Raw genomic sequence first — 26478 nt, 5'->3', positions numbered from 1 at the left:
GGTCCGCCCCTTCGACACGCGAGGCAGCCGCTCGGGCAAACTGAAGGCGGCGCCGGCCGCCCGCAACAGGATTCGCGCCGTGCGGGCAGGCGGCGATTCTTGCGGCCGAACTGACATCAAGGCGCCGATTTTCGAAGATCGGGCGCCCAGGCCGCCGGGATCGCAACGCCTAAAAAACGCGCAAACCCTTATGCGACAAGGTGTTGCGCGAACGCCGCTCTTTCAGTCCTTGCAGAGCGAACAACGAAATTCCAGTGGCGAAGCTGAAACAAAGAGCCTCAATATCCCTCCACTCAGGACGGCCCGACATCAGAGGCTGCCGAGGGGAGGAAATTTGATGACCAAAGGCAGGTTCTTCTGCAGCGCTTCCGTGCTGGCCGCCACCGTGGCGCTCGGCATCTCCACCCAAGCCACCGCCCAGACCGCGCCGACCGAGATCGGGGAAGTCGTCGTCACGGGCTCATTCATTCGCGGCACGCCTGAGGACGCCGCCCTGCCGGTGGACGTGATCAGCCAGGAGGACCTGGAGAAACAGGGTGCGCCGTCCACCCTCGAACTCATCAAGCAGCTCTCGGTCTCCAGCGGCGTGCTGGGCGACACGAACCAGTTCGACCCGCGGGCGCAGGGTTCGGAAGGCTCGGGTTCGGTCAACCTGCGGGGCCTGGGCGCCCAGCGGACCCTGGTGCTGCTGAACGGCCGGCGCATGTCGCCCAACCCCTTCGGCCAGGCCGGCGCGGGCATCGTCGACACCAACACCCTGCCCACGGCCGCCATCGGCCGGGTGGAAGTGCTGAAGGACGGCGCCGCGGCCACCTACGGGTCGGACGCCATCGGCGGCGTGGTCAACTTCATCACGCGGACGAACTTCGAGGGGTTTGAGGTCGGCGGCAGCTACACGCTGATCGACGGCTCCAAGGGCAACTACGACGCCACGGGCCTGTGGGGCCACGCCTGGGAGAATGGCAACATCCTCCTCAGCATCGGCTACCAGCACCGCTCCGAGTTGAAGACCACGGACCGCGACTGGGCTTCGCGCGACTATTTCACCAACCCGGAAGGCGGCTGGTCCGCCGGCAGCTCGATCGCGCCGTTCTTCCCCATCGGCGGAACGCCGGCCGCCACCGGTTTCCGCGCGGACAACGCGAGCTGCAACGCCCTGGGCGGCATCGTCCAGCCTGGCGGCCTGCCGGCCTGCCTGTTCCACTATGTGGACTATGACAACCTGATCGAACGCGAGGATCGGCTCCAGCTCTACGGCGAGGTGAATGCGGACCTGGCCGAGGGCCACCGGCTGCACATCGAGGCGCTCTACGCCAAGACCGACGTGCCGAACTGGAAGACGTCGCCGTCGTACCTGTCGCTGCAGACGCCCACGTCGCTCACCAATCCCTTCACCACCCTGCCTCCCGCGCTGCTCGCAGGCTACTTCGTCCCGGCCAGCAACCCAGGCTTCCAGGCGCTGGCCGCGGCGAACCCGGGCTTGATTCCGACCGGCGCGATCGGCCTGCACATGCCTGGCGTGCGCTATCGCCCGCTGGCGTTCGGCGGCAACCCGGCCTTCGACGGCAACGAAGGCTCGTCCGAGGGCCTGCGCCAGTTCGAAGCCTTCCGGGTCTCGGGCAGCCTGCGCGGCGACCTGCCGTGGATGGGCATCGGCTACGACGTCGCCCTGACCTACGGCCAGGAGACCGGTCGCCGGACGGGCTACGACACCGTCGTCTCCCGCTTCCAGCTCGCCCTGCGCGGCTACGGCAGCCTGAACGGCGACTCGGCCGGCGGATGCACTGCGGCCGAGACGGGCAACTTCACCACGGGCGCCGGCAACACGGCGCTCGGCTGCTACTATTTCAACCCCTTCGCCAATGCGATCGCCTCCAACGCCATCACCGGCCAGACGAACCCCGGCTTCGTGGCTGGGGCGGCGAACAATCCCGATGTGGTCCGCTGGTTCTTCCAGCAGGTCTCGACCAAGCAGACCCAGCGCACCTTCGTCTGGGATGCGGTCCTGAACGGCAAGACCGGCATCGAGCTGGCCGGCGGCGACGTCGCCTGGGCGGCGGGCGTCCAGTTCCGCCGGGACGGCTTCGAGTCCGAGTACAACGATCTCAGCGACATCGACGCCTCGCCCTGCATCGACACCCCGATCAACGGGACGGGTTCGTGCGCGGTGCGCAACGGCCCGCTGATGTTCCTGGGGACGGGCGAGGAAGCGGACCTGGACCGCAACGTCTGGGCCGTGTTCGGCGAGCTGAGCATCCCGGTCACCGACGACATCCAGATCATGGCCGCCATCCGGCACGAGGACTACGAGGCGGTGGGCACCACCACCAATCCGAAGATCTCGGCGCGGTGGCAGATGGCCGACTGGTTCGCCCTGCGCGGCTCGATCGGCACCACCTTCCGCGGCCCGGCCCTGACCAACCTGGCGCCCGGCAGCGTGACGGCGCTGAGCTTCATCGCCGGCGCCTTCCGGGCCATCGACTTCTTCGGCAACCCGGACCTCAAGCCGGAAGAGGCGACCACCTACAGCGTGGGCGGCATCTTCGACATCGGCAACTTCAAGGGCTCGATCGACTACTGGGGCTTCGACTTCAAGGACCCGATCGTGGGTGAGCCCTCGGCGTCCATCGTGAACACCATGTTCCCGGGCGGCTCGACGGCCAACTGCGGCCAGGCTGCGTTCGCAGGCCTGCAATCGCGCTTCACCTTCCAGGGCGCCTGCTCGACCGCGACGATCTCGCGCGTGCGGACCCAGGTGGTGAACGGGCCGAAGATCAAGACCTCCGGCATCGACTTCATGGGTCAGTACGACTTCGACGACGTGCTGGGCGGTGACATCCGCATCGGCGGCTCGGCGACCTACACGATCGAGTACAAGATCGGCGACTTCACCGTCGAGGGTGTGACGGTCGAGCGGGCCTTCGATGCGGCCGGTTTCCTGAACTACCAGCTCATCGCCACGTCCCTCCCCGAGTGGAAGGGCCAGGTGTTCGCCGAGTACAGCCGTGGGCCGCATAACCTGCGCTTCACGCTGAACTACATCGACTCCTACAAGGACCAGCGGACCTCGATCCTGGCGCCTAACCCGGTGAACGGGGCGGTGCAGACCAAGGGCCAGACCATCAAGTCCACGATCCTGGCTGAGCTCGACTATCGGGTGCAACTGCCGTGGGAGACCACCATGACCCTGTCGGTGGACAACCTGTTCGACCAGGACCCTGCGTTTGCCCGGCTCGACCTCAACTACGATCCGTTCACGGGCAGCGCGATCGGCCGCACCTACAAGGTGAGCGTCAAGAAGCGCTTCTAGGCCGAAGACGCCCCGAGGGCATTTGGACGCCGCCGGCCCCGCCGGCGGCGTTCTTCTTTGCGCGCGCTGCCGTTCAGCCAGACCATGATTTCGAAAAATCGATCCGCTCTGTAACCTTCTTGCAACGCTCCGGCGTACCCCGCTTCGGAGCCTCGAAGGTCTGTAGCTAGGCATCATCTGATTGAATTTACGCAACTATATCACACATCAGGCTGCAATCTGGCCGGTTGTAGATTCAGAGTTGCGGTACGTTGACGTACCGGAATCCTGTGGCGCGCCGCTGAATCTCAGGTGATCATCGCTCCACCAGGGGCCCCGTAACCCGCACGCCAGATGCGGGTCGGACCTTGCGGGAGGAAAACCATGAACAGACGCAGTTATCTCTGCGGCGGCTCGATGCTGGCTGCCGTGTTTTCGCTCGGCCTCACGGGCGCGGCGGCGGCCCAGGCCGGCCAGACCGCCCCGTCCGAGGTCGAGGAAGTGGTCGTCACCGGCTCCTTCATTGCCGGGACGCCCGAGGACTCCGCCAGCCCGGTCGACGTGCTCTCCACCGCCGACCTCGAGAAGCAAGGCTCGCCTACGGTGGTCCAGCTGGTGAAGTCCATCACCTCGTCGCAGTCGTCGCTGGGCGAGAGCAACCGCTACAACGGCGGCGCCGGCACGGCGACGATCAACCTGCGGGGCTTCGGCGCGGCGCGGACGCTAACCCTGATGAACGGGCGGCGGCTCGCCGACAGCCCGGTGGCGGCCTTCCAGGGCGGCGGCGCCAACCTGAACTTCATCCCCACCGCCGCGGTCGGTCGGATCGAGATCCTGAAGGATGGCGCGGCGGCGACCTACGGCTCGGACGCCATCGGCGGCGTGGTGAACTTCATCACCCGCAAGGATCTGGACGGCCTGGAGATCGACGGGGAATACGCCCTGATCGACGGCTCGAACGGCGACTACAACGCCAACGCCGCGTGGGGAAAGCAGTTCGACAACGGCAACGTCCTGTTCACCGCCGGCTATCGCCACCGCTCGCGCCTCGACATCCACAAGCGTGACTTCGCCCTGCGGCCCTTCGACTTCGCCGGCTCCTCCGGCGCGGCGGGCTTCACCGGGGCGTCGAACCCCGGCTTCTACGTGGCCGGCGCGACCGCGTTCCGCGACAACGGCTGTCAGGAACTGGGTGGCACGCTGACCCGGAACGTCAGCTTCGCGAACCCGCTGGCGGGCCAGCCGAACCAGGCGCCGACCGTCACCTTCGCCGTACCGGTCAATGCGAACCTGCCGGCCACCTCGGGCACGGGCACCGGCTGCCGGTTCCAGTTCTCCAACTTCAACGACCTCGTAAACCGCGAGGATCACTACCAGCTCTACGGCGAGGTGAACTTCGACCTCTCCGAGAACATGTCGTTCCACGGCGAGGTGGCCTGGACCAAGAACGACACGCCGGTGCAGCGGCTGTCGCCCTCCAACCTGACGGCCCAGTACCCGTCGCGGGTGATCGACGGCGGCACCTCGTTCTCGCCGGGCGCGCCCAACGGCCCGAACCTGGCGGTGCCCTTCAACGTGCCGGTGAACAACCCGGGCTTCCTGGCCCTGGTGAACGACTGCCGTGCGCCGCTGACCGCCACCGAATGCGCCGCCATCCGCGCCGGCGCGTTCAGCACCACGGGCGCCCAGGCCGGTTCGCCGGGCGGGGCGCGTGGGGTCGACATCGTCCAGCTGGGCTGGCGCGCCCTGGCCTTCGGCGGCAACCCGCGGTTCAAGGACGGCGCCGACCACCAGTCGATCGTGAACGACGCCTACCGGATTTCGGGCGGCTTCAAGGGCAAGATCTTCGGCGGGATCAACTACGACACCTCGCTGACCTTCATGGAGCAGAAGAACACCACCAACACCAACGACATCCTGGTCAAGAACCTGCAGCTCGCGCTGCGTGGCTTCGGCAGCCAGGACGGGGCGACCAACGCCTGCACGGCGGCGGAGACGGCGAACTACACCACCGGCGCCGGCAATGCGGCCCTGGGCTGCTACTTCTTCAACCCCTTCAGCAATGCGGTGCAGACCAGCCTCGTGAACGGGGCCGCCAACCCCTATTTCAATCCGACCGTGGCCAACGATCCGCTGGTGGTGGCGGGCCTGTTCGGCAACTACACCAACGTCCTGACAAACCAGATCGTGGTGGCCGACGCGGTCTTCTCCGGCGAGACGGGCATCGAGCTCGCCGGCGGGGCCATCGCCTGGGCCCTGGGCGCGCAGTATCGCTACACGCGTGAGGTTCGGAAGTACGGCGCCAACTTCAACGCCGACGAGAACCCGTGCCCGGACCGTCCGGCCTGCGCCGACGAGAGCGGACCGCTGCAGTTCTTCGGCTCGGCCGTGGACCGGGACGACGACGCCAACGTCAAGGCGGTGTTCGGCGAGGTCCAGATCCCGATCCTGGACAACCTGAATGTCAGCGCCGCGATCCGCTACGAGGACTACCAGGGCGGCATCGGCTCGACGACCAATCCGAAGATCGCGGTGAAGTGGCAGGCGACCGACTGGCTGGCCTTCCGCGGCAGCGCCAGCACGACCTTCCGCGCGCCGGGCCCCGGCCTGACGACGAATGGCTGCAACAACGGGGTCCGGGTCCTGGGCAGCGCCTATCGCGCCTTCCAGACCTGCGGCAATCCGGACCTGAAGCCCGAGAAGGCCGACACCTTCAACGTCGGCGTCATCTTCGAGATGGGCGGGTTCTCGGCGACGGTCGACTACTTCAACTTCAAGTTCAAGGACGAGATCGTCGAGGAAAGCGGCTCGCGCCTCTATGCGACCATGTTCCCGGGCGGCACGAACGTGAACTGCGGCAACCCGGCCTTCGCCGAGCTGCAGGCGCGCTTCACGTTCGCCGGGACCTGCGGGGCCGCCAATGTGGCGCGCCTGCGCAGCTTCACGATCAACGGCCCCAACACCGACACCTCGGGCATCGAGGCCCGGGCGCAGTACGACTGGGACGGCTGGTTCGGCGGCTCCTGGGCCGTGGGTGGCGAGCTGACCTACCTCATCGAGTACAAGCGCAGCGCCATCGCGCTTCGCAACTCGACGATCAATATCGCGCCGGCGGAAGACCGGGCGGGGCTCAGCGACGTGCTCAACGACTTCTTCTCGTATCCCGAGCTGAAGGGGAACGCCTTCGCGGCGTTCAACAAGGGGCCGTTCAGCCTGCGCTGGCAGATCCGCTATGCGGAGGGCACCTCCCCCGCCTTCGGCTCGCCGTTCTTCATCACGGTCCCGAACTCCAGCTCACCCTCGGGCGCGGACCTGGTGGCGGTCGGCAAGTCCAACGACTACTGGCAGCACGACGTGATCGTGCGCTGGGAAGCGCCGTGGGACTCGGTGATCACGTTCAGCATCCAGAACCTGTTCGACAAGGATCCGCCGTACGTGCCGTCGCCCTACAACTACGACATCACCCAGGGCAATCCGCTGGGCCGGGTGTTCGAACTGGGCGTGAAGAAGAGGTTCTAGGCCTCCTCCCGGGAAGGCCGCCTAGGGGCGCCGGCGACGGCGCCCCTCCTTTTTCCCGCGGGCGCCGGCGACGACGGCGCCCCCTTTTTTGTCCGCGGCGCCTGTTACGGGCGGGCGTGCTTGGGCAGGACCTTGACCTCTTCCGGGGTCAGCTTGTGGATGTTGCGCACCGGGCAGCGCTGCGGGCCGATGGGCGATGGCGAGATGATCTCGGCATCCAGGCCCGAGCAGATGTACGAGCCGCCGCGCGAGACCAGGGCGATCTGGTTGCTCCAGTCCACGTCGTTGCAGCGGCCGAACATCTCGAACTGATAGATGTCCTTCACGCCCACGCGGACGTTGACGATGCGATCGTCGCTGGAGGCGAAGCTGTTGACCTGGTTGGTCCAGAAGCACTGCTTCTTCGGCTTCGCCGCGGCGGCCTCCGGTTGCTTGGGCGATTTGGCGGCGGCCGCGCCCGCGGCGGCGAGGCTGAGCGCCGCGAGGCCGGAAGCGGCGAGCGAAAGGGCGGTCTTCAATGTCATGGTCGGAGTCCTCTGGCCCCAGAACATCCCCGAGTAACCGGCAATATAGAGGCCTTGCCGGGCCTTAGGAACGGCGCCGCGCGGCCCGGCGGGCGAAGCGGCCCGGATCGACGAGCTCGGCGGCCGCGGTGCTGATCGGAGACGGGCGGCCCAGCGCCTGGGCGGCGACATGCTCGGCCAGGAGGGGCGCCAGCGAGAACCCCCGTGAGCCGAAGCCCGCCAGGGCGAAGAGCCCATCCCCGAGCGGACCGGCCAGGGGCAGCCGGTCCGGCGTGACGGCCCGCACCGAGGCGCGGCCTTCAAGAGGCGCGTCGGCGAGGCGGGCGGCCAGGCCCGGCAGGGCGGCGGCGAGCGTCGCGAGGTTGCGGGCGTGATCCGCTGCCCGCAGGTCGTCGTCGGCGTCGTCGCGATCGTGGGTGGCGCCGAACAGCAGGCCGTCGCGCGTGGGAACGACGTAGCCCCCCCAAGCGGCCGCGGGCGCGGCGGGGGCGCCCCGGACCCAACTCGCCTGTCCCCGCACCGGCTGGAGCGGCAAGCCCGGCGCCAGGTCGCGCGCGGCCAGGGCCGTGGCGAGGATCACCGCCTCGGCGCGCAGGATTTCGCGGCCGGCGGCGTCCAGGAGAATCCAGACGCCGTCGTCCCGATGCACGGCCGCCACCTCGGCCCGGACGACCGGGCCGCTCCAGGCGGCCAGGATGCGAGCCGGGTCCACCACCTGGGCGGTCCGCTGGTCGAGCGCGGCAGGCGCGGGCTCGGCCAGGCGTGCGGCCGCGCCGTGCGGATCCAGCAGGTCCAGGGCGCTCGGCTCGAAGACGTCGGACGCGGCGATGTGGGCGAAGCGATCCTGATCGCGGGCGTCGGCGGCCAGCTGCAGCACCCCCTGCGACAGCACCGCATCCGGGATGGCGGCATAGAGCGCCGTGGCGCGGCCGAACGCCTGGGCGAAGAGGCGCGCCGCCTCGCCGAGGCCGGCGTCGAGGCGCGGCGTCACCAGCGCGGCGGGATTGCCCGAGCCGCCGGCCCCGGGGCGGGCCGCTTCGACCAGGGTCGGCGTGCCGCCGAGGGCGTGGACGGCGCGGGCGGCCGCGGCGCCGGCGATCCCGGCCCCCACGATAGCGACCCGGCTGAGGGGCGGATCTGTCGCGGCACCGGGAACGCGGGCCTCGAGCCGCTCGCGCTTGCGGCCGAAGCCGGGCTGCTTCTCGACGGCGAACCCGGCGGCAGCCAGTCCGCGGCGCACCTGGCCGGCGACGGTGAAGGTGGCCGCCCGCGTGCCGGGCGCGGAGCGCTCCGCCACCAGGGCCAGGATTTCGTCGCTCCACATCCCGGGGTTCAGGGCGGGGGAGAAGCCGTCCAGGAACCAGGCGTCGGCGGCGCCCGCCCAGCCCGCCAGGGCCTCGGCGACGTCCATGACGGCGAGGTCGAGGATGGCGCCGAGCTCGGGCAGCTCGACGCGGTGGCGGCCCCGCGCCCGCCCGGGCCAGCGCGCGCGCAGCAGGCCCGCGACGTCGGCCAGCTCCGGCCAGGGGGCGAGCGCGCGGGCGGCCTCGTCCGCCGTGATCGGGAAGGCTTCGATGGAGAAAATGTGGAGCCGCCCCTCGGGCGGTCGCGTGCGCCGCCAGAGCTCCAGCAGGGCGACGATGTTCAGGCCGGTCCCGAACCCCAGCTCGCCCACCACGAAGCGGCGCCGCCCGGCCCAGGCGTCGGGCAGGCCGCAGCCCTGCAGGAAGACGGCGCGAGACTCGGCGAGCCCGTCCTGCGCGGAGAAATAGACGTCGCCGAACAGGCGCGAGCGGGGTTGGCCGTCGTCGGTCCAGGTCAGCGGGGATTGGGCAGGACGTTCGCCGGCGGCCGGCGGGTCGGCGCTCATGGGCGGGGTCCGGAAACGAAAAAGGGCCGCCCCGGAGGGCGGCCCTTCCCTAACGCGAAATCGCGTCGAAAGCTTACTTCGCTTCCGGAGCCGGGGCAGCGGCGTCGGCGGCCGGAGCCGCGGCGTCGGCGGCCGGGGCGGTGGCAGCAGCGGCCGAGTCGGCAGCGGCGGCGGCCGAGGTGGCGGCGGCGTCAGCCGAAGCGGCGGCGGCGTCGGCGGCCGGAGCGGCGGCGTCGGCGGCGGGGGCTTCAACGGCCTTTTCTTCGGTCTTCTGGCAGGCGGCGACGCCCAGCATGGCGACGGCGGCGCTGGCGATCAGCAGTTGCTTCATCATGTTCCCAATTCCTCTGGTCGAGTGTCAGGCGCCGGTCGGACTTTCCCGCCGATCAAGGAATGGGCAAGGCCGCCCCCCGACGCGTGCGCACAGATACGCCCGCGCAGCCGCTCATAGCAAGGTCAAAAATCACGGAGTTGTGATCACTTTTTCAACCTTTGCCGTACGGCGCGGCTCGGCGAAGGGATCAGCCCTCGGCGGGGATGTTTGACAGGGCTTCTTCCAGCTCAAGGAAGCTGGGCTGCGCGCCGGTCGGCACGTTGCCGCGGCCGATCTCGACCGAGATCTGGGCGGCGTTGCCGTGCAGGTGGGCCACCAGCACCGCCTGGATGATCCGATAGAACGAACCTTCCTCGTCGACCACCTCCTTCATCCGGGTCGCCATCGGGCCGACGATGCCGTAGGCCAGGAACACCCCGAGGAAGGTGCCGACCAGGGCGCCGCCGATCATGCCGCCCAGCACTTCCGGCGGCTCGGTGATCGCGCCCATGGTCTTGATGACCCCCAGCACCGCGGCGACGATGCCCAGGGCGGGCAGGGCGTCGGCCAGGTTCTGGATGGCGTGGCTGGGCATCAGCGCTTCGTGGTGATGCTTCTCCAGCTGCTTTTCCATCGCGTCCTCGACCTGGTGCGGGTCTTCCAGGTTCATGGTCATCATCCGCAGGGTGTCGCAGATGAAGTCGATGGCGAAGTGGTCCTTCATGATCTTCGGGAAGCGATTGAAGATCGTGGATTCCTTGGGGTTCTCGATGTGGCTTTCCAGGGCGATCACGCCCTTGGACTTCATTGTCTTGGTCAGAAGGAACAGCAGCGCCAGCAGGTCGCGGTAGTCCGAGGCCTTCCACTTGGGGCCCGAGAACACCTTGGCGAAGCCGCCGCCGCACCCCTTGATCGTGCTCATGGAGTTGGCGACCAGGAAGCTGGCCACGCCGGCGCCACCGATCGCCATCATCTCGTGGGGCAGCGCGTGCATGATCACGCCCATGTTCCCGCCGGAAATGATGTAGCTGCCGAACACGAGGCCGAACAGCAGCACAAGACCAATGATCTGGAACATGGAATCCCCGCGACGTCGGCGGCGACCATGCCGATTAATGTTTAATGCCCCGTGGACGGGGGCCCGCCCGACGCGGCGGAGAATTGCCGCAGGCGGCCAACCCGCCTAAGCCAGGGGCATGGCCACCCCCGCCGCAAACGCCCTGCCCCGGCGTTCCTTCGCGATCATCTTCGCCGTGTCGGCGGCGACCGCCATGGGCAACACCGGCCTGATCTCGGTCCTGCCGGCCATCGGGCGCTCCACCGGCATTCCCGACGCCATGGTCTCGGCCATCTTCTCGCTGTCGGCGCTGCTGTGGGCGTTCTCATCGCCGGCCTGGGCGCGGGCCTCCGACCGGCACGGCCGCAAGCCGCTGATGCTGGTGGGCCTGCTGGGTTTCATGGTCTCGATGGCGCTCTGCGGTCTGGTGGTGAGCGCGGGGCTGCGCCAGCTGGCGCCGCCGATGATCATCTTCATCCTGTTCCTGCTGGCGCGGGCGCTCTTCGGCCTCTTCGGGGCGGCCAGCAATCCCGCCACTCAGGCCTATGTGGCCGAGCGCACGCCGATCGAGGGGCGGACCCAGGCCATGGCCAGCCTGGCCGGCGCCTTCGGCCTGGGCACGGTGATCGGGCCGTTCCTGGCGCCCCTGTTCATCCTGCCGGTGGTGGGCCTAGCCGGTCCGCTGTTCAGTTTCGCCCTGATCGCCCTGGTCATGCTCTTCATCGTCTGGCGCTACCTGCCCGACCAGAAGGTGTCGCCCGAGAACCAGCGCCCGCGGCGGCCGGTGGTGGGCGGGGCGGCGAAGGCGCTGCCGATGTGGCGCGACCCGCGGATCACGCCCTTCCTGATCTATGGCTTCATCGTCGCCACCTGCCAGACGGCCCAGGCCCAGACGCTGGGCTTCCTGATCATCGACAAGCTGGGGATGTCTCCCGCCCAGGCCCAGTACTTCATCGCCATCGCCATGATGTTCGGGGCGGTGGCGGGCCTCCTGGCCCAGTGGGGCCTGATCCGCATGTTCGAAATGACCCCGCGCCAGCTCCTGCGCTGGGGCGTCGCCATCGCGGCGCTGGGCAACCTGATCGTGGCGCTGTCGAACGGCTACTACGGCGTGGTGGCCGGCTATGCGATCTCCAGCCTGGGGTTCGGGTTCGCCCGTCCGGGGTTCACCGCCGGCTCGTCCATCGCCGTGGACTTCGACGAACAGGCCCGGGTGGCCGGCGCCATCGCCGCCGTGAACGGGATCAACGTGGTCCTCGCCCCCGCCTTCGTCTTCCTCTACCAGCACTTCGGCCCGGCGCCGTTCATTCTCAATACGGCGCTGATGGCGGGGATGCTGGTCTATGCCTTCCGCAACACGGCCCTGAAAAACGCCGATCCCAAGCCCGCCAGCCGCGAAGCGACCGCCCTGGCCACCCTGGAGAAGAGCGACGAGGGCGGCGCGACCTAGAGCCCCGCCGCTTCGGCCTTCAGGCGGGCCACCATCGCCGCCGAGAGATAGCCATCGGCGGTGAGGCCGCGAGCCTTCTGCCAGTCGCGCACGGCGCGCCGCGTCGCCATCCCGACCACGCCATCCGCCCCGCCCGGATCGAACCCCAGCGCCGTGAGCGCCCGCTGGGCCGTCATGCGGTCCACCAGCGACAGGGGCGTCTCCTGCGGCCACGGCTTCACCAGCGGCGCGCCGCCCGCCACCCGATCGGCGAGCAGTCCGACGCCCAGGGCATAGGCGATGCTGTTGTTGTACTTGCGGATCGCGAAGTGGTTGGGCAGCAGCAGGAAGAGCGGCCCGTCCGCCCCGGCCGGGGCGATGAGCTGGGCCGGCGCGTCCTGGTCGTTGCGGGACCACGGCCTGCCGTCGGCGGGCTTGACGCCCTTCGCCGCCCACCAGGCGGGGACCTCGCTGGGGCCTTCGGTCAGGCTGAAATCGAAGCCGGGCGGCACGGTGACCTCGCGCGCCCAGCTCTGGCCGCGCACCCACCCCGCCTTGGCCAGCAGGTTGGCCGCCGACGCGAGGGCGTCGGCCTGCGAGCCCCAGATGTCGCGCTTGCCATCGCCGTCCTCGTCCACCGCCGTCGACAGGAAGGTCGTGGGGATGAACTGGGTCTGGCCCATCGCCCCCGCCCATGAGCCGCGCAGCCGCGCGCGCGGAAACTCGCCGGACTGGATGATCTGCAGCGTGGCGATCAGCTCGCCCTCCGCCCAGGCGCGGCGCCGGCCCTGGGCGGCCAGGGTGGCGAGCGCCCGCAGGATATCGTTGTCGCCCTGGATGGCGCCGAAGCCGCTCTCCAGCGCCCAGACCCCGATCAGGATCTGCCGGGGCACGCCGTAGCGGCTCTCGATGTCGGCCATCATCGGCATGTCCGCCGCGCGCCGCGCGCCGATGGTCACCCGGTCGGCCGAGACCACGCCTCTAAGATAGTCGCTGATCGGCTTGGAGAACTCCGGCTGCCGGCTGTCCAGCCCGGCGATGCGCGGGTCGGGGCTGAGGCCGGCCATCTCGCGGCTGAACACGTCCTGCCGGATGCCGGCGGCCAGAGCCCGGCCCTGGAACTCGGCGGCCCAGGCGTCGAAGATCATGTCGCCGGACGCGGTCGGCGGGGCGACCGAGGGCGGGACCGCGGGCGCGGCCGCCGGCGTGGCCAGATCGCTGGCTGCGAACGCCGCCGTGGCGGCGGGCAGCGCGACCGTGGGGGGCAGGGCGGCAGGGCTCGCACAGCCGGCGAGGGCGAGGAAGGTGGGAAGAACGCGACGACGCATGCGCCCGACTCTAAAGTGCGTCGATCCGCACCCCAATCAAAACGGCGTCAGGTTGACTCATGGGGGGGCGACCCGTATATGCGCGCGCTCTTGTTCGCCAACCGGCCGTCCGCGGCCCGCTTGAAGATACGGTCCCATGAAGGTCAGAAGCTCGCTCAAGTCGCTCAAGACGCGTCACCGCGACTGCAAGCTCGTGCGCCGCAAGGGCATCGTCTACATCATCAACAAGACCGACCCGCGCTTCAAAGCCAAGCAAGGCTAAGAGGCGCGCCGACGCCTGAGGCGCCCCTGCGGGGGCCAGCCTCGGCTCAGCGAGGTCGTCGTGCGCCGTCGCGCGCACTGATCGTCTGAGATCTCTGTCCGGCCCGGCCGCCCTGCGTCCGGGCCTTTGACATGTCTGCCTGGGCACCGCCGGCCGCCGGGCCTTGCGCGCCCGAAGCGGCGCCGTGGCACGCCGCCTGCAAAGGTCACGGCGCAAGTACCAGCAACTGTTTCAAACCAGTACGGGCTCCGCGTCAGGGGTTCGTCGACAACGAACGGACGACCTTAGAATGCGCACCCGCAACACGCTTCGCGCCCTGTTCGCGACCGCCGCCGCCTCGGCCGTTCTGGCCATGGCTGCGCCCGCCGCGGCGCTGACCATGACCGTCTACAACACCGACGGCCCGTTGCCGCCCGGCCAGACGATGATCGAGGACTTCGACAGCGTCCATGCCGACGGCGTGGACTTCACCTTCACCGGCGACGCCAACACGTTCGTCCGCAGCGGCGCCCTGGGCCTGGATCCCAACGTGAGCGCGCCCCCGCCCGGCGACACCACCAACTACTACACAGTGCTGACCAACGGCTCGGCCACCCTGACCTCGACCAAGGGCCTGCAGCACTTCAGCTTCTACCTGGGCTCGCCGGACACCTTCAACTTCATGACCTTCACGACGGTCAGCGGCGCGTCCTTCACGCTCGCTGGCGCCGAGATCTGGGGTGCGGTGACCGGTGACAACGGCAACCAATCCTGGGGCCGCCGCGTCAGCTACAACTTCGGCGCCGACGCCGTGAAGTCGATCCAGTTCACCTCGACGGGCAACTCCTTCGAGTTCGACAGCCTGGCCGGCACGGCGGTTCCCGAGCCGACCACCTGGGCCCTCATGATCATGGGCTTCGGCTCGGCCGGGGCGATGATCCGCCGTCGCCGCACCGTTCCTGCGCTCGCCTAGCCCTCTCTCCACTGGGTGAGCTGACTGGGACCCCCGGCCCTTCGCCAGGCCGGGGGTCTTTTCACGTGCGCTAGTCGCCGTTCCGCACGAGGTCGAAGAACTCCTGGCGGGTTCGCGGATCGTCGCGCAGACCGCCCAGCAGGTGGCTGGTGGTCAGGCGGGAACCCGGCGTGTTCACCCCGCGCATCGTCATGCAGCTGTGCTCCGAGACGATGACCACGCCGACGCCCTTGGGCTTCAGGATGTCCTGGATCGCCTCGGCGATTTCGGCGGTCAGCTTCTCCTGGATCTGCAGCCGCCGGGCGAACCCGTGGACCACGCGCGCCAGTTTCGAGATGCCGACCACCCGGTCGTCCGGCAGGTAGCCCACATGGGCCTTGCCCAGGAACGGCAGCATGTGGTGTTCGCAGAAGCTGACCACCCGGATGTCGCGCAGCAGCACCAGCTCGTCGTAGCCGCCGACCTCTTCGAAGGTGCGGGCCAGATACTCCCGCGGGTCGGTCTCGTAGCCGGAGAAGAGTTCGCGATAGGCCTTCGCCACCCGTCGCGGCGTGTCGAGCAGGCCTTCGCGGTCGGGGTCGTCGCCGGCCCACTCGATCAGGGTGCGGACCGCGGCCATCGCGTCCTGTTCGGTCGGTTTCGTGCGGGTGTGATCGGTCATGCGCCCTCCGCGTCCAAGGGTCTCAACGATTGGGGTGCGGCAGAGGTTCAGAGGCGGGTGACAGCCGGGGTCCGGATCGGTAGGTTCCGCGCCCTTCCGCACCCCCGACTTCTAGCTTAAAGGCTTGGCCATGGCCGACGACGCTTCCGCCCACTCCGACGTCCTGAACGCGACCGCTCAGGGCCAGCTCAAGAGCATCATCGAGCGCGTCGAGCGGCTCGAGCAGGAAAAGGCGGAGATCGCCGAGCAGATCAAGGAAGTGCTGGCCGAGGCCAAGGGCAACGGCTTCGACGTCAAGATCATCCGCAAGGTGATCCGGATCCGCAAGCAGGACCGGGCCAAGCGGCAGGAAGAGGACGCCATCCTCGACCTCTACCTCTCGGCGATCGGAGAGATTTGAAGCGCAAGCCGCCAAAATCTCCCTTCGAGGAGAGGAAGGCGGCGGCCAAGCGCGCCGCCCTGAATGCGCTCAAGCGCGCCCGGCGGACGGCCGAAAAGGCCGGCGTGACCCTCTCCGACTGGGAGGGCGAATTCCTGACCGAGGTGACCGACCGGGTGAAGATCTACGGCCGCGCCTTCGGCGACCCCGAAAAGGGCGCCGCGGGCGAGGCCCTGTCGATGCTCCAGGCCGTGAAGCTCAAGGAGATCGCCGCCAAGGCCAAGGGTGAGAAGAAGGTTCTCCAGCGCCGGCCGTTCAAACGCAGGGCGCGGGACACCTAGGCCTAAGCTGCGGCTTCTTCCTCGCCCTCGCCGCCGGCACTCTTCACGAGGGCGTCCAGGCCCTGTTCGCGTACCTTGCGATAGAGGGTGGAGCGGCCGATGCCGAGGCGGCGGGCCACTTCGCTCATGTGACCGGCATAGACCTCGATGGCGAGCTGGATGAGGTCGCGCTCGATCTCCTCCAGCGTACGCAGGTGGCCGCGGGCGTCCAGGATGCGTACCGGCTGGTCGATGGCCGGCTCGCCGGCGGGCGCCGCGGCGCTGGGGGCAGGCGACGGCGAGGCCACATATTCCGGCGGCGGCGCGGCGACCCCCGAAATGGCCGGGAAGTCGTGCGGCTGCAGGTAGGGCGCATCGGCGAGCACGATGGCGCGATAGACCGCGTTCTCGAGCTGGCGGACATTGCCCGGCCAATCGAAGACCGAGAGGTAGGCCATGGTCTCGGCGCTGGCGCCGACCACCGACTTGCCCTCTTCAACGTTGAACCGGCGGACGAAGGCGTCGACCAGGGCGGCGATGTCTTCCTTGCGCTCGCGCAGGGCGGGGGCCTCGATGGGGAAGACGTTCAGGCGATAGAACAGGTCCTCGCGGAACCGGCCCTCGGCCACGGCCTGGCTAAGGTCGCGGTTCGTCGCCGAGACGATGCGCACGTCCACCTTGATCGAGCGCTTGGCGCCGATCGGGTCGATCTCGCTCTCCTGCAGCGCGCGCAGCAGCTTGACCTGGATGTCGAGCGGCAGTTCGCCCACCTCGTCCAGGAACAGGGTGCCGCCGTTCGCTTCCTGGAACTTGCCCAGGTGCTTGTCGCTGGCGCCCGTGAAGCTGCCCTTCTCGTGGCCGAACAGGATGCTCTCGACCAGGTTCTCGGGGATGGCGCCGCAGTTCACGGCGATGAACGGCTTGCCGGCGCGCTCGGACGAGCCGTGCACCGCCCGGGCGATCACTTCCTTGCCGACCCCGCTTTCGCCGGTGATCAGGATGGGGATCGACGACTTGGCCGCCCGCTCGCCCAGCCGCTTGACCATCAGCATGGCCGGCGAGGTCCCGATCAGGTCGTCGAAGGTGGTGCGCCCGGAGGCGTGCTTCTTGAGCCGGTCCACCTCGCTCTTCAGCGATCCCATGCTGAGCGCGTTGCGGATGGAGACGGTGATGCGTTCCGGGCTGGCCGGCTTGACGAAGAAGTCGCAGGCGCCGGCCTGCATGGCCTGGACGACGGTGTCGATCCCGCCGGTTGCGGTCAGCACGATGACCGGTTGGCCGAAGCCGCGCGCCCGCATCTCCACCAGGGTGTCCTGGCCGGAAATCCCGGGCATCACCAGGTCCAGCAAGACCACGTCGACAACCGCGCCGGAGGTCAGGTGCTGGATGGCTTCGTCGCCGCTCTGGGCGTGTGCCACGGCGAAGCCGTCGCGTTCCAGGACGGCCTGGATCAGACGGCGTTGCGTGGGGTCGTCATCGACGACCAGGACCGTTTTGGCCATATGAAAACACCCACCGAACTTTGACGCCCGTCTTCTGACGAGCCCACGTTTCTTGTCCCCCTTTGGTACAGGCCAAGGGTAAAGGCGGCGTTTCGCAGACCCGAATCAGGGGTTAACGGTCAGGTGGCCTGCGCGCGCGTGTCGCGGATCGTGAACAGCGGCAGGAAGGCCTGCACCAGCGGACCGATGGCGAAGGCGTAGAGCACGGTGCCAACGCCGACCGTCCCGCCCAGCAGCCATCCGGCGGCCAGCACGGTGAGTTCGATGCCCGTCCGGACGCGCCGGATCGGCCAGCCGGTGCGGCGGGCGAGACCTGTCATCAACCCGTCGCGCGGGCCGGGGCCCAGGCCGGCCCCGATGTAGAGCGCGCCCGCCACGCCGTTCGCGACCACCGCCAGCGCCAGCCCGGCGCCCCGGACCGGCAGGCCGTCGAGGTCGGGAAGCACGAGCAGGCTCAGGTCCATGGCCGTGCCGATCACCAGCACATTGGCGATCGTGCCGATCCCGGGCCACTGGCGCAGCGGAATCCACAGCAGCAGCACGCCGGCACCCACGATGTTCACCACCAGGCCGATCGAGAGGCCGACGCGCCCGGCCAGGCCCTGGTGGAACACGTCCCAGGGGTCGAGGCCGAGCCCGGCGCGCACCATCAGCGCCATGGAGGCGCCGTAGAGGGAAAGGCCGAGCAGCAGCTGGACCAGGCGGCGGGTCATCATCATGGCGGGCCAGATCGTCCCAACTGGCATTTGAAAACAGAGCCAGTTCTGCGAGGGTGGCTTCCATGACGTCTCGCCGCATCGGTCCCGCCTCCCTGACCCGCCTGCTGGGCGCGTGGCGCGGCGAGCGCACCGGCCCTGCGTACCGCCAGCTCGCCGACGGGCTGCGCCTGCTGATCCTGGACGGGCGGCTGCCGCTGGACGTCGTGCTGCCGGGCGAGCGGGAACTGGCCACGGCGCTGGAGGTCAGCCGCACGACGGTGACGGCGGCGCTCGGGCGGCTGCGCGACGACGGCTTCCTCGACCGCCGGCAGGGCGCCGGGGCCCGCACGCGGCTGCCGGCCGGGCCTGGCGAGCGGGGTGTGACGCCCATCGTCGCCGGCGCCGTGGGCGAGGGGCTGCTCGACATGGCCTCGGCCGCGCCCCCGGCCGTCGAGGTGATGCACCAGGCCTATGCGGCGGCGCTCAGCGCGTTGCCCGCCCATCTGCCGCAGCATGGCTATGCGCCGCTGGGCCTGCCCGTGCTGCGCGAGGCCATCGCCGCCCGCTACGCCGCCCGCGGCCTGCCGACCTCGCCCGACCAGATCATGGTGACCAACGGCGCCCTGCATGCCCTGGCCCTGATGCTGCGGCTGACCTGCGGCCCGGGCGACCGGGTGGTGATCGACCATCCGTCCTATCCGCACGCCATCGACGCGATCCAGCGCGCCTCCTGCCGGCCCGCGCCCGTGGGGCTGCCGGGCGAGGGCTGGGACGTGGACGGCGTGGCCGCCGCCCTGCGCCAGAGCGGGCCACGCCTGGCCTACTTCATCGCCGACTTCCAGAACCCCACCGGACGCTGGATGAGCCTCGAGGCCCGCGCGGCCATCGTGGACGCGGCGCTACGGGCGCGCACCACGGTGATCTTCGACGAGACCCTGCTGGACCTGTGGCTGGACGCGCCGGTGGAGCCCTATGGGTTCGCGGAGCCGGACGAGGGGCTGGTGCGCCTGGGCTCCACGGGGAAGAGCTTCTGGGGCGGCCTGCGGCTGGGCTGGATCCGCGCCGACGTCCAGACGATCCAGGCGCTGTCGTTGCGGCGCTCGTCGCTCGATCTCGGCACCCCGGTGCTGGAGCAACTGGCCGCCGTCCACCTGATGGCCAACGAGACGCCGGTGCTGGATGCGCGCCGCAGGCTCCTGCGCGAGCAGCGCGACCACCTTCTGGGGCTGGTCCGCCAGGCCCTGCCGGACTGGAGGGTCGCCTCGCCGCCGGGCGGTCTGTCGCTGTGGGCCGAGCTGCCGGCGCCGGTGTCCACCGCCATGGCAGCGACCTCGGAACGCTTCGGCGTGCGCCTGGCCGCCGGCCCCCGCTTCGGCGTCGACGGCGCCTTCGAGCGCTTCATCCGCCTGCCTTTCACCCTGCCGAACGAGACCCTGACCGATGTGGTCGGGCGCCTGGCCCAGGCCTACGCGCGCCTGCAGCCGGGACAGATCACGCGCGCACAGATGGGTGCGGTCGTCTAGGTCCGCTCCGCGCGGCCGTTCCGCTGCGGCACGCTTGCGGGATGAGCCAGCCGGGGCATAGTGCCGCCTGAACGCCGATCATTTGAGAAGTCGGCTGCCGGGAGAGGGCGTCATGAGGATCGTTGGGCTGGGTCTGGCCTTGGCCGCCGCTGTGGCGCTGGCAGGCTGCCAGAAATCGTCGCCGGGCAATGTGGACGCCAAGCGGCTGGAAGCCGCTGCCGGCAATGCCGAGTGGCTGTCCTACGGCAAGGACTACAACGAGCAGCGCTTCAGCCCGCTGGACAAGGTCAACGCCGGCAACGTCCAGAAGCTAGGCCTGGCCTGGTACGCCGAGTTCGACACCGACCGCGGCCAGGAGGCGACGCCCCTGATGGTCGACGGGGTGCTCTACACCACGACCGCCTGGTCCAAGGTGTTCGCCTTCGACGCCAAGAGCGGCAAGCTGCTCTGGAAATACGATCCCGCCGTGGAGGGCGCCAAGGGCTTCGACGCCTGCTGCGACGTGGTCAACCGCGGCGTCGCGGTCTGGAAGGGCCGCGTCTATGTCGGCACGATCGACGGGCGGCTGGTCGCCCTCGACGCCAAGACCGGCAAGGTCGCCTGGAGCCAGCAGACCACTGACACCTCCAAGCCCTACACTATCACGGGGGCCCCACGTGTCGTGAAGGACAAGGTGCTGATCGGCAACGGCGGCGCCGAGTACGGCGTGCGCGGCTACATCTCCGCCTATGACGCGGCGACCGGGAAACTGGTCTGGCGCTTCTTCACGACCCCGAACCCCAACGGCCAGCCCGACGGCGCGGCCTCGGACAAGGTGATGGCCGAGAAGGCGAACGCCACCTGGTCGGACGGCGAGTGGAAGCAGACGGGCGGTGGCGGCACGGCCTGGGATTCCATGGCCTACGACCCGGCCCTGGACATCATGTACTTCGGCATCGGCAACGGCACGCCCTGGAACCACCAGAAGCGCTCGGGCGGCAAGGGCGACAACCTGTTCCTGTCGTCGATCCTGGCACTGAAGCCCGACACCGGCGAGTACGTCTGGCACTACCAGACCACGCCGGCCGAGAGCTGGGACTACACGGCCACCCAGCACATCATGCTGGCGGACCTGAACGTCGGCGGCCAGCCGCGCAAGGTGCTGATGCAGGCGCCGAAGAACGGCTTCTTCTATGTGATCGACCGGGCGACCGGGAAGCTGATCTCGGCCAAGCCCTACACCAACATCACCTGGGCCAGCGGCGTCGACATGGCCACCGGCCGGCCGATCGAGAACCCGCAGGCGCGCTACCAGGCGGGCACGGTCATGCAGGTGCCGGGACCGCTGGGCGCGCACAACTGGCAGCCGATGGCGTTCAACCCGAAGACGGGCCTGGTCTACATCCCGCTGAACGTCACGCCCTTCGCCTACGCGGACGACAAGGGCGGCTCCTACAAGCCCGGCGCCTGGAACGTGGGCGTCGACTTCGTGATCAACTCCCTGCCCACCGACGCGGCGCAGATGACCGCGCTGCGGTCGCTGATCAAGGGCCAGCTTCTGGCCTGGGACCCGGTGAACCAGAAGGCGGTCTGGACTGTCGACCACCCCTATTTCTGGAACGCGGGCGTGCTGTCGACGGCGGGCGGCCTGGTCTTCCAGGGCGCGGCCGAGGGCCAGTTTTCGGCCTATGATGCCGCCTCGGGCAAGGCGCTGTGGACCTACAAGACCGGCAACGGCGTGATCGCCGCGCCCATGACCTATTCGCTGGACGGCGAGCAGTACGTGGCGGTCATGGTCGGCGTGGGCGGCGGCGGCCAGATCTCGGCGCCAGCTTCGATGCCGACCCGCCCGCGCCTGCCGGGCCGGCTCTTGGTCTTCAAGCTGGACGGCTCGGCCAAGGCGCCGGACTTCCCAGCCCCGGCCCAGGCGCCGCCGATCGACGTGGCGAACATCACGTCCACCGGCGACGTGCAGCACGGCTTCGCGCTGTTCCACAAGAACTGCCAGGTCTGCCACGGCCCCAATGCCTCGGGCGCCTGGCTGCCCGACCTGAAGCGCTCGCCGATGCTGATGACCGCCGACAACTGGAAGGGCGTCGTCATCGACGGCGCCAGCGCCAGCCGCGGCATGGCCAGCTTCTCGCGCTTCCTGAGCGCCCAGGAGGCCGAGGACATCCGCGCCTACGTCCTGACCGAGGCGCGCAAGGCCGCGGACGCCACCGCCGTCGCCCCGCCCACCCCGGCGCCCGCCGCCAAGGTGACGGCCCCGCCGAAGGGGTAGAGCGCTAGCCATTGCTCCCCTTCGGGGGAGCTGTCGGCGAATGCCGACTGAGGGGGATTCCGCTCAAAACGATCGGTCTGAGTGGAAGCCCCCTCCGTCGCGTGTGGCGACACCTCCCCCTAGGGGGGAGGAACAGGTCTAAGGCAGGGACGCCGCGAACTGGTCGACGATCCAGTCGGCCTGCGCGTCGGTGAGGATCAGCGGCGGGGCGATGCGGATGGTGTGCTCGTGGGTCTCCTTGGCCAGGAGGCCGCGGGCCTGCAGCGTCTCGCACACTCGCCGCGCGCCGCCGGCGTCGTGCTGCAGCTCCACGGCGATCATCAGGCCGCGGCCGCGGACCTCTTTGACCGACGGCGTGGCGATGGCGGCCAGGCCCGCCTGCAGCCGGGCGCCCACGCGGGCGGCGTTTTCGATCATGCCTTCCTCGGTCAGCACTTTCAGCGCCGCGCGGGCGATGGCGCAGGCCAGGGGGTTGCCGCCGAAGGTCGAGCCGTGCTCGCCGGGGTGCAGCACGCTCATCACCTCGGTGTTCGAAAGCACCGCCGAGACCGGATAGAAGCCGCCGGACAGGGCCTTGCCGATCAGGGTCAGGTCGGCCTCGATCCCCTCGTGCTCCTCGGCCAGCAGCTTGCCGGTGCGGCCCAGGCCCGTCTGGATCTCGTCCAGGATCAGGATGACGTTGTGCCGGGTGCAGAGCTCGCGGACGCGCTTCAGGTAGCCGGCCGGCGGGATGATCACCCCGGCCTCGCCCTGGATCGGCTCCACCAGGAAAGCGACGGTGTTGGGTCCGATGGCGGCCTCCAGCGCGTCCGCGTCACCGAACGGCACGGTCTTGAATCCCGGCGCGAAGGGTCCGAAGCCGCCGCGCGACTGCGGGTCGGTGGAGAAGCCGACGATGGCCACGGTGCGGCCGTGGAAGTTCTCGGAGGCGACGATGATCTCGGCCTGGCCGTCCGGCACGCCCTTGACCTCATAGCCCCATTTGCGCGCCACCTTCAGCGCCGTTTCCACCGCCTCGGCGCCCGAGTTCATCGGCAGCACCTTGTGCGAGTTGGTCAGGGCGCAGAGCTCTTCGTAGAAGGGCGCCAGCTGGTCGTTGCGGAAGGCGCGCGACGTCAGGGTCAGCTTCGCCGCCTGCTCGGTCATGGCGGCCAGGATCTTCGGGTGGCAGTGGCCCTGGTTCACCGCTGAATAGGCCGACAGGCAGTCGAGGTACCGGTTGCCGTCCACGTCCCAGACGTAGGTCCCCTCGCCGCGGGTCAGGACCACGTCCAGCGGCTTGTAGTTCTTGGCCCCGTACTGGGCCTCGGTCTCGATGTAGCGGGTGGCGAGCGAGCGCTTGAGGGCGATGTCGTTCATCGGAGGGCTCCCTATTCGGCAGCGTGCAGCTGGGCGGCGGGGACCGAAGCGCGGTCGAGGCGCAGGGTCATGCAGTAGGAGGCGCCGCCCGAGAGGATGAAGGGCGACAGGTCCACCTCGGTCAGCGCGTAGCCGCGGTCCTGCAGCTTGGTCCGCAGGCTGTCCGGCGCCTTGGCCATGACGATCCGCTCGCCCAGGTTGACGGCGTTGACACAGAAGGCGGCGGCCTCCTCGGCGGTGGCCTCGATGCGCTGGGCTTCCGGAACCCGCGCGCGGATCGCGGCCAGGGAGTCGGGGGTGAAGGCCGCCGGGTAGTAGAGCACCATGCCGCCGGCCAGCGGACAGAAGCAGGTGTCGAGGTGGTAGAACTGCTCCGTGGCCAGTTCGAGCGCGACGGTCTCATGGCCGAAGGTCTTGCGGATCACCGGGATCGCCGCGCGGCTCGACCGGGGTCCATGGCCGCACCAGAACAGGCGGCGGTCGGCGTCCCAGATCGCGTCGCCCGCACCCTCGTGGAACAGGCCCTCCGGCAGGTCGACGATCTCGCGCACCAGGCCGCGGGTCTTCAGCCGCTGGAACACCGAGCGCAGGATCGGCTCCTCGCCCTGGCGTTCCGGATAGCGGAAGCGGGCCAGCAGCACCTTGCCGTCCAGCACCACGGCGGCGTTGGCGGGAAACACCAGGTCCGGCAGGCCCTTCACCGCCTCGATCGTCTCGACATGGGCGCCTGCAGCCAGCAGCGCCGCGCGCAGGGCCGCGGATCCGGCGAGCGCGGCCGCCGCATGGGCGGGCGTCCAGCCCTTGGGGTCCATCCAGGGGTTGATCCGGTAGCTCACGTCGAAGCAGGCCGGGTCGGTCATGAGGAAGGTCGGGCGGTCCATGCGCACTCCTGCGGGGTCGTCCAGCCAAGGTTCGCCCCGGCGCGCGCTAGCGTATAGTTCTCAGCCTGCTACAATACGCCGATCAGGTTGGCGTTTTGTCAGGATGGAGTGGCTAAGTGTCGGATGACCTGGACCGCCGGCTGATCGCCCTGCTGCGGGCCGATTCCCGGACCCCGGCCGCCAGCCTGGCCAAGACGCTCAAGGTCTCGCGCGGCACCATCCAGAACCGGATCGAGCGGCTGGTCTCCCGCGGCGTGATCCAGGGGTTCACCATCCGCACCCGTCCCGACGCCGACTCCAGCCGGGTGCGCGCGGTGATGACCATCGCCATCGAGGGCGAGCGCTCGCGCCATGTCGTCCAGGCGCTGAAGGGCTTTCCCGAGGTCGCGGCGGTCCACACCACCAACGGCCGCTGGGACCTGGTGGCCGAGCTGGACGTCGACACCCTGAACGCCTTCAGCCAGGTGCTGGACCGGATTCGCGAAATCGAGGGCATCGCCTCCACGGAAACCTCGATCCTGCTGGCGACGCAGAAGCTTTAGGGGTGCTAGAACGGCGTTCATGAACGCCCCCTTCAAGACCGATGCGCTGCCGGAATGGCGGCTGGACGACCTCTATGCCGACCGCGAGGATCCGAGGATCGCGGCCGACATGGCCGAGGCCGAGCGCCTCAACCAGGAACTGGCCAAGCTGGAGGGGCGGCTGGTCGCCACGCGGGATCGGCCGGCCGAGCTGGGCGGCATCATCGACCGGGGCATCGAGCTCTACGAACAGGCCACCAACGCCATGTGGGGCGTGGGCGCCTATGCCGCGCTGTCGGCCTCGGTGGCGCGGGACGATCCGGCCTGGTCGAAGTTCGAGGCGGACCTGCGGGCCCGCTCCGCCCAGATCGCCTCGCTCAGCCTGTTCTTCACGCTGGAGATCAACAAGCTCGACGACGTCGAGCTGGAAGCGGCGCTCAGGGCGCACAAGCCGGCCCAGCGCTGGCGGCCCTGGCTGCGGCGCGTCCGGGCAGGCCGGCCGCACGAACTCTCGCCCGACCTCGAGAAGCTGCTGCTGGACAAGGCGCCGGCCACCGCCAACTGGAGCCGCCTCTCCGATGAGACCCTGGCTAAGCTCAGCGCCCGGGTCGGCGGCGAGACCCTGACCCTGTCCGAACTGCTGAACCGGATGTCGAGCCCGGACCCGGCCCAGCGCAAGGCCGCCGCGGCCGCCCTCTCCAAGGCCCTGGCCGACCGGGCCCCGGTGCTGGCGCTCAGCCTCAACACCCTGGCTTTCGAGAAGCAGGTCGAGGATCGCTGGCGCAAGTTCTCCAGCCCGGCCGCCGCCCGCCACCTGGCCAACGAGGTCGACGCCGACGCCGTCGAGGCGCTGGAGGCCGCGGTGGTCGACGGCTACGCGTCCGTCAGCCACCGCTACTACGCCCTGAAGGCCAAGGCGCTGGGCCGCACGCACCTAGACCACTGGGACCGTAACAGCCCGCTCGATACCGCCCCGCCGCGCACCTATTCCTGGGACGAGGCCCGGAGCGTGGTGCTGGAGAGTTTCGAGGCCCTGGCGCCGCAGTTCGCCCAGACGGCGCAGACCTTCTTCAACCAGCCGTGGATCGACGCGCGGCCCCGGCCGGGCAAGCAGTCCGGCGCCTATTCGCACTCGGTCACGGCGACCCGCCACCCGTACGTCTTCATGAACTACATGGGTGAGCGGCGGGACGTGCTGACCCTGGCCCACGAGCTGGGCCACGCAGTACACCAGACCCTGTGCAGGCCGCTGGGCACCCTCTTGGCCGACACGCCCCTGACCCTGGCCGAGACCGCCTCGATCTTCGGCGAGGGGCTGGTGTTCGAGAAGCTGCTGGCCGAGGCGAAGCCGGAGGAGCGGCGCGGCCTGCTCGCCGGCAAGATCGAGGACGGGATCAACACCGTCATCCGCCAGATCGCCTTCCACCGCTTCGAGACCCGCTTCCACGCCGCCCGCCTCCAGGGCGAGCTGTCGGCCGACGAGATCGGCAGCCTGTGGGTGGAGGTGATGAGCGAAAGCCTGGGGCCGGCCGTGCGGCTGGACAAGGGCTACTGCCACTACTGGGCCTACGTCAGCCACTTCGTCCACGCGCCGTTCTACGTCTACGCCTATGCGTTCGGCGACCTCTTGGTCCGCGGCCTGATGGAGAAGCGGCGCGAGGACCCCAAGGCGTTCGCCCCGCTGTACGAGAAGCTGCTCGCCGGCGGCGGCACCAAGACCTATGTCGAGGCCCTGGCCGCCTTTGGCCTGAATCCGCGGGAGAAGGCCTTCTGGGCCGCCGGGGTCAAGCAGCTGGAGCGCCTGGTGGACGAGTTCGAGGCCCTGGTCTGA

The 26478-nt window shown here is 69.5% G+C and carries 21 protein-coding genes; 11 read left to right on the top strand and 10 right to left on the bottom strand.

What is annotated here, in order from left to right:
- Positions 1-337 precede the first annotated feature (337 nt).
- Positions 338-3310 (top strand): TonB-dependent receptor, encoded by a 2973-nt coding sequence (locus tag A2790_RS18685; protein ID WP_293394827.1) that lies wholly within the window; start codon positions 338-340, stop codon positions 3308-3310.
- Between the two features lie 363 nt (positions 3311-3673).
- A complete protein-coding gene (locus A2790_RS18680) occupies positions 3674-6808 on the top strand; it encodes a TonB-dependent receptor (protein ID WP_293394824.1) in 3135 nt (1044 codons plus the stop codon).
- A 104-nt stretch (positions 6809-6912) separates the two neighbouring features.
- Here A2790_RS18680 and A2790_RS18675 read toward each other — a convergent pair whose 3' ends face one another.
- The 4 genes from A2790_RS18675 to motA all read right to left on the bottom strand — a co-directional run bounded on the left by A2790_RS18675 (position 6913) and on the right by motA (position 10593).
- Positions 6913-7332 carry a DUF6491 family protein gene (locus tag A2790_RS18675; protein WP_293394821.1) on the bottom strand — a complete coding sequence of 140 codons (420 nt, stop codon included), beginning with the start codon at positions 7330-7332 and terminating at the stop codon, positions 6913-6915.
- Between the two features lie 64 nt (positions 7333-7396).
- A complete protein-coding gene (gene mnmD, locus A2790_RS18670; protein WP_293394818.1) occupies positions 7397-9202 on the bottom strand; it encodes an FAD-dependent 5-carboxymethylaminomethyl-2-thiouridine(34) oxidoreductase MnmC in 1806 nt (601 codons plus the stop codon).
- 73 nt (positions 9203-9275) lie between these two features.
- Positions 9276-9536: a hypothetical protein gene (locus tag A2790_RS18665; protein WP_293394815.1), complete on the bottom strand. Its 261-nt coding sequence runs from the start codon at positions 9534-9536 to the stop codon at positions 9276-9278.
- 187 nt (positions 9537-9723) lie between these two features.
- The gene (gene motA, locus A2790_RS18660) at positions 9724-10593 is read right to left on the bottom strand and encodes a flagellar motor stator protein MotA (RefSeq protein ID WP_293394812.1); all 870 of its coding nucleotides are present in this window, start codon (positions 10591-10593) and stop codon (positions 9724-9726) included.
- Between the two features lie 118 nt (positions 10594-10711).
- Between motA and A2790_RS18655 the strand changes: the two genes are divergently transcribed.
- Positions 10712-12022 carry an MFS transporter gene (locus tag A2790_RS18655; protein ID WP_293394809.1) on the top strand — a complete coding sequence of 437 codons (1311 nt, stop codon included), beginning with the start codon at positions 10712-10714 and terminating at the stop codon, positions 12020-12022.
- Here A2790_RS18655 and A2790_RS18650 read toward each other — a convergent pair.
- Positions 12019-13329 carry a lytic murein transglycosylase gene (locus A2790_RS18650; RefSeq protein ID WP_293394806.1) on the bottom strand — a complete coding sequence of 437 codons (1311 nt, stop codon included), beginning with the start codon at positions 13327-13329 and terminating at the stop codon, positions 12019-12021. The genes A2790_RS18655 and A2790_RS18650 overlap by 4 nt on opposite strands.
- Before the next feature lie 136 nt (positions 13330-13465).
- On the opposite strand from A2790_RS18650, the gene ykgO reads away from it, so the two are divergent.
- Positions 13466-13591 (top strand): type B 50S ribosomal protein L36, encoded by a 126-nt coding sequence (gene ykgO, locus A2790_RS18645; protein WP_068878397.1) that lies wholly within the window; start codon positions 13466-13468, stop codon positions 13589-13591.
- Positions 13592-13880: 289 nt separating this feature from the next.
- Positions 13881-14543 (top strand): PEPxxWA-CTERM sorting domain-containing protein, encoded by a 663-nt coding sequence (locus A2790_RS18640; protein WP_293394803.1) that lies wholly within the window; start codon positions 13881-13883, stop codon positions 14541-14543.
- Between the two features lie 70 nt (positions 14544-14613).
- Here the strand turns inward: A2790_RS18640 and folE are convergent, their stop codons facing one another.
- Positions 14614-15204, bottom strand: a complete 591-nt coding sequence (gene folE, locus A2790_RS18635; protein WP_293394800.1) for a GTP cyclohydrolase I FolE — start codon at positions 15202-15204, stop codon at positions 14614-14616.
- Positions 15205-15334: 130 nt separating this feature from the next.
- Here folE and A2790_RS18630 point away from each other — a divergent pair, with 130 nt between their 5' ends.
- Both A2790_RS18630 and A2790_RS18625 read left to right on the top strand, forming a co-directional pair.
- Positions 15335-15604 (top strand): DUF2312 domain-containing protein, encoded by a 270-nt coding sequence (locus A2790_RS18630; RefSeq protein ID WP_068878400.1) that lies wholly within the window; start codon positions 15335-15337, stop codon positions 15602-15604.
- Positions 15601-15924, top strand: a complete 324-nt coding sequence (locus A2790_RS18625; protein WP_293394796.1) for a hypothetical protein — start codon at positions 15601-15603, stop codon at positions 15922-15924. Before A2790_RS18630 ends, A2790_RS18625 begins: the two co-directional genes overlap by 4 nt.
- 2 nt (positions 15925-15926) lie before the next feature.
- Here A2790_RS18625 and A2790_RS18620 read toward each other — a convergent pair whose 3' ends face one another.
- Together A2790_RS18620 and A2790_RS18615 are read right to left on the bottom strand one after the other, a co-directional pair.
- Positions 15927-17405: a sigma-54 dependent transcriptional regulator gene (locus A2790_RS18620; protein ID WP_293394793.1), complete on the bottom strand. Its 1479-nt coding sequence runs from the start codon at positions 17403-17405 to the stop codon at positions 15927-15929.
- 119 nt (positions 17406-17524) lie between these two features.
- Positions 17525-18124 carry a hypothetical protein gene (locus A2790_RS18615; RefSeq protein ID WP_293394790.1) on the bottom strand — a complete coding sequence of 200 codons (600 nt, stop codon included), beginning with the start codon at positions 18122-18124 and terminating at the stop codon, positions 17525-17527.
- A gap of 62 nt (positions 18125-18186) precedes the next feature.
- Here A2790_RS18615 and A2790_RS18610 point away from each other — a divergent pair, with 62 nt between their 5' ends.
- Together A2790_RS18610 and A2790_RS18605 are read left to right on the top strand one after the other, a co-directional pair.
- A complete protein-coding gene (locus A2790_RS18610; protein ID WP_293394787.1) occupies positions 18187-19626 on the top strand; it encodes a PLP-dependent aminotransferase family protein in 1440 nt (479 codons plus the stop codon).
- Between the two features lie 112 nt (positions 19627-19738).
- Positions 19739-21886, top strand: a complete 2148-nt coding sequence (locus A2790_RS18605) for a PQQ-dependent dehydrogenase, methanol/ethanol family (protein ID WP_293394784.1) — start codon at positions 19739-19741, stop codon at positions 21884-21886.
- A 138-nt stretch (positions 21887-22024) separates the two neighbouring features.
- On the opposite strand, the gene rocD is transcribed toward A2790_RS18605, so the two are convergent.
- Together rocD and A2790_RS18595 are read right to left on the bottom strand one after the other, a co-directional pair.
- Positions 22025-23245 (bottom strand): ornithine--oxo-acid transaminase, encoded by a 1221-nt coding sequence (rocD, locus tag A2790_RS18600; protein WP_293394781.1) that lies wholly within the window; start codon positions 23243-23245, stop codon positions 22025-22027.
- 11 nt (positions 23246-23256) lie between these two features.
- Entirely contained in the window at positions 23257-24126 is an 870-nt protein-coding gene (locus tag A2790_RS18595) for an arginine deiminase-related protein (protein ID WP_293394779.1), read from the bottom strand.
- A 116-nt stretch (positions 24127-24242) separates the two neighbouring features.
- On the opposite strand from A2790_RS18595, the gene A2790_RS18590 reads away from it, so the two are divergent.
- Both A2790_RS18590 and A2790_RS18585 read left to right on the top strand, forming a co-directional pair.
- Positions 24243-24668, top strand: a complete 426-nt coding sequence (locus A2790_RS18590; RefSeq protein ID WP_293394776.1) for an Lrp/AsnC family transcriptional regulator — start codon at positions 24243-24245, stop codon at positions 24666-24668.
- A gap of 19 nt (positions 24669-24687) precedes the next feature.
- Positions 24688-26478, top strand: a complete 1791-nt coding sequence (locus A2790_RS18585; protein WP_293394773.1) for a M3 family oligoendopeptidase — start codon at positions 24688-24690, stop codon at positions 26476-26478.

The organism is Phenylobacterium sp. RIFCSPHIGHO2_01_FULL_69_31 (assembly GCF_001824475.1).
Taxonomy (GTDB): Bacteria; Pseudomonadota; Alphaproteobacteria; order Caulobacterales; family Caulobacteraceae; genus Phenylobacterium.
The sequence above is the reverse complement of the archived record's forward strand: the minus strand, read 5'-3'. Positions and strand labels throughout refer to the sequence as shown.

Bases quoted from the DNA above. Each gene is read 5' to 3' on its own strand.
- A2790_RS18615 (WP_293394790.1), bottom strand. From the start codon at position 18,124: ATGATGATGACCCGCCGCCTGGTCCAGCTGCTGCTCGGCCTTTCCCTC.
- A2790_RS18585 (WP_293394773.1), top strand. From the start codon at position 24,688: ATGAACGCCCCCTTCAAGACCGATGCGCTGCCGGAATGGCGGCTGGAC.
- A2790_RS18685 (WP_293394827.1), top strand. From the start codon at position 338: ATGACCAAAGGCAGGTTCTTCTGCAGCGCTTCCGTGCTGGCCGCCACC.
- A2790_RS18620 (WP_293394793.1), bottom strand. From the start codon at position 17,405: ATGGCCAAAACGGTCCTGGTCGTCGATGACGACCCCACGCAACGCCGT.
- A2790_RS18665 (WP_293394815.1), bottom strand. From the start codon at position 9,536: ATGATGAAGCAACTGCTGATCGCCAGCGCCGCCGTCGCCATGCTGGGC.
- A2790_RS18680 (WP_293394824.1), top strand. From the start codon at position 3,674: ATGAACAGACGCAGTTATCTCTGCGGCGGCTCGATGCTGGCTGCCGTG.
- A2790_RS18605 (WP_293394784.1), top strand. From the start codon at position 19,739: ATGAGGATCGTTGGGCTGGGTCTGGCCTTGGCCGCCGCTGTGGCGCTG.
- A2790_RS18675 (WP_293394821.1), bottom strand. From the start codon at position 7,332: ATGACATTGAAGACCGCCCTTTCGCTCGCCGCTTCCGGCCTCGCGGCG.
- A2790_RS18650 (WP_293394806.1), bottom strand. From the start codon at position 13,329: ATGCGTCGTCGCGTTCTTCCCACCTTCCTCGCCCTCGCCGGCTGTGCG.
- folE (WP_293394800.1), bottom strand. From the start codon at position 15,204: ATGACCGATCACACCCGCACGAAACCGACCGAACAGGACGCGATGGCC.
- ykgO (WP_068878397.1), top strand. From the start codon at position 13,466: ATGAAGGTCAGAAGCTCGCTCAAGTCGCTCAAGACGCGTCACCGCGAC.
- A2790_RS18630 (WP_068878400.1), top strand. From the start codon at position 15,335: ATGGCCGACGACGCTTCCGCCCACTCCGACGTCCTGAACGCGACCGCT.
- mnmD (WP_293394818.1), bottom strand. From the start codon at position 9,202: ATGAGCGCCGACCCGCCGGCCGCCGGCGAACGTCCTGCCCAATCCCCG.
- rocD (WP_293394781.1), bottom strand. From the start codon at position 23,245: ATGAACGACATCGCCCTCAAGCGCTCGCTCGCCACCCGCTACATCGAG.
- A2790_RS18655 (WP_293394809.1), top strand. From the start codon at position 10,712: ATGGCCACCCCCGCCGCAAACGCCCTGCCCCGGCGTTCCTTCGCGATC.
- A2790_RS18640 (WP_293394803.1), top strand. From the start codon at position 13,881: ATGCGCACCCGCAACACGCTTCGCGCCCTGTTCGCGACCGCCGCCGCC.
- A2790_RS18610 (WP_293394787.1), top strand. From the start codon at position 18,187: ATGACGTCTCGCCGCATCGGTCCCGCCTCCCTGACCCGCCTGCTGGGC.
- motA (WP_293394812.1), bottom strand. From the start codon at position 10,593: ATGTTCCAGATCATTGGTCTTGTGCTGCTGTTCGGCCTCGTGTTCGGC.
- A2790_RS18595 (WP_293394779.1), bottom strand. From the start codon at position 24,126: ATGGACCGCCCGACCTTCCTCATGACCGACCCGGCCTGCTTCGACGTG.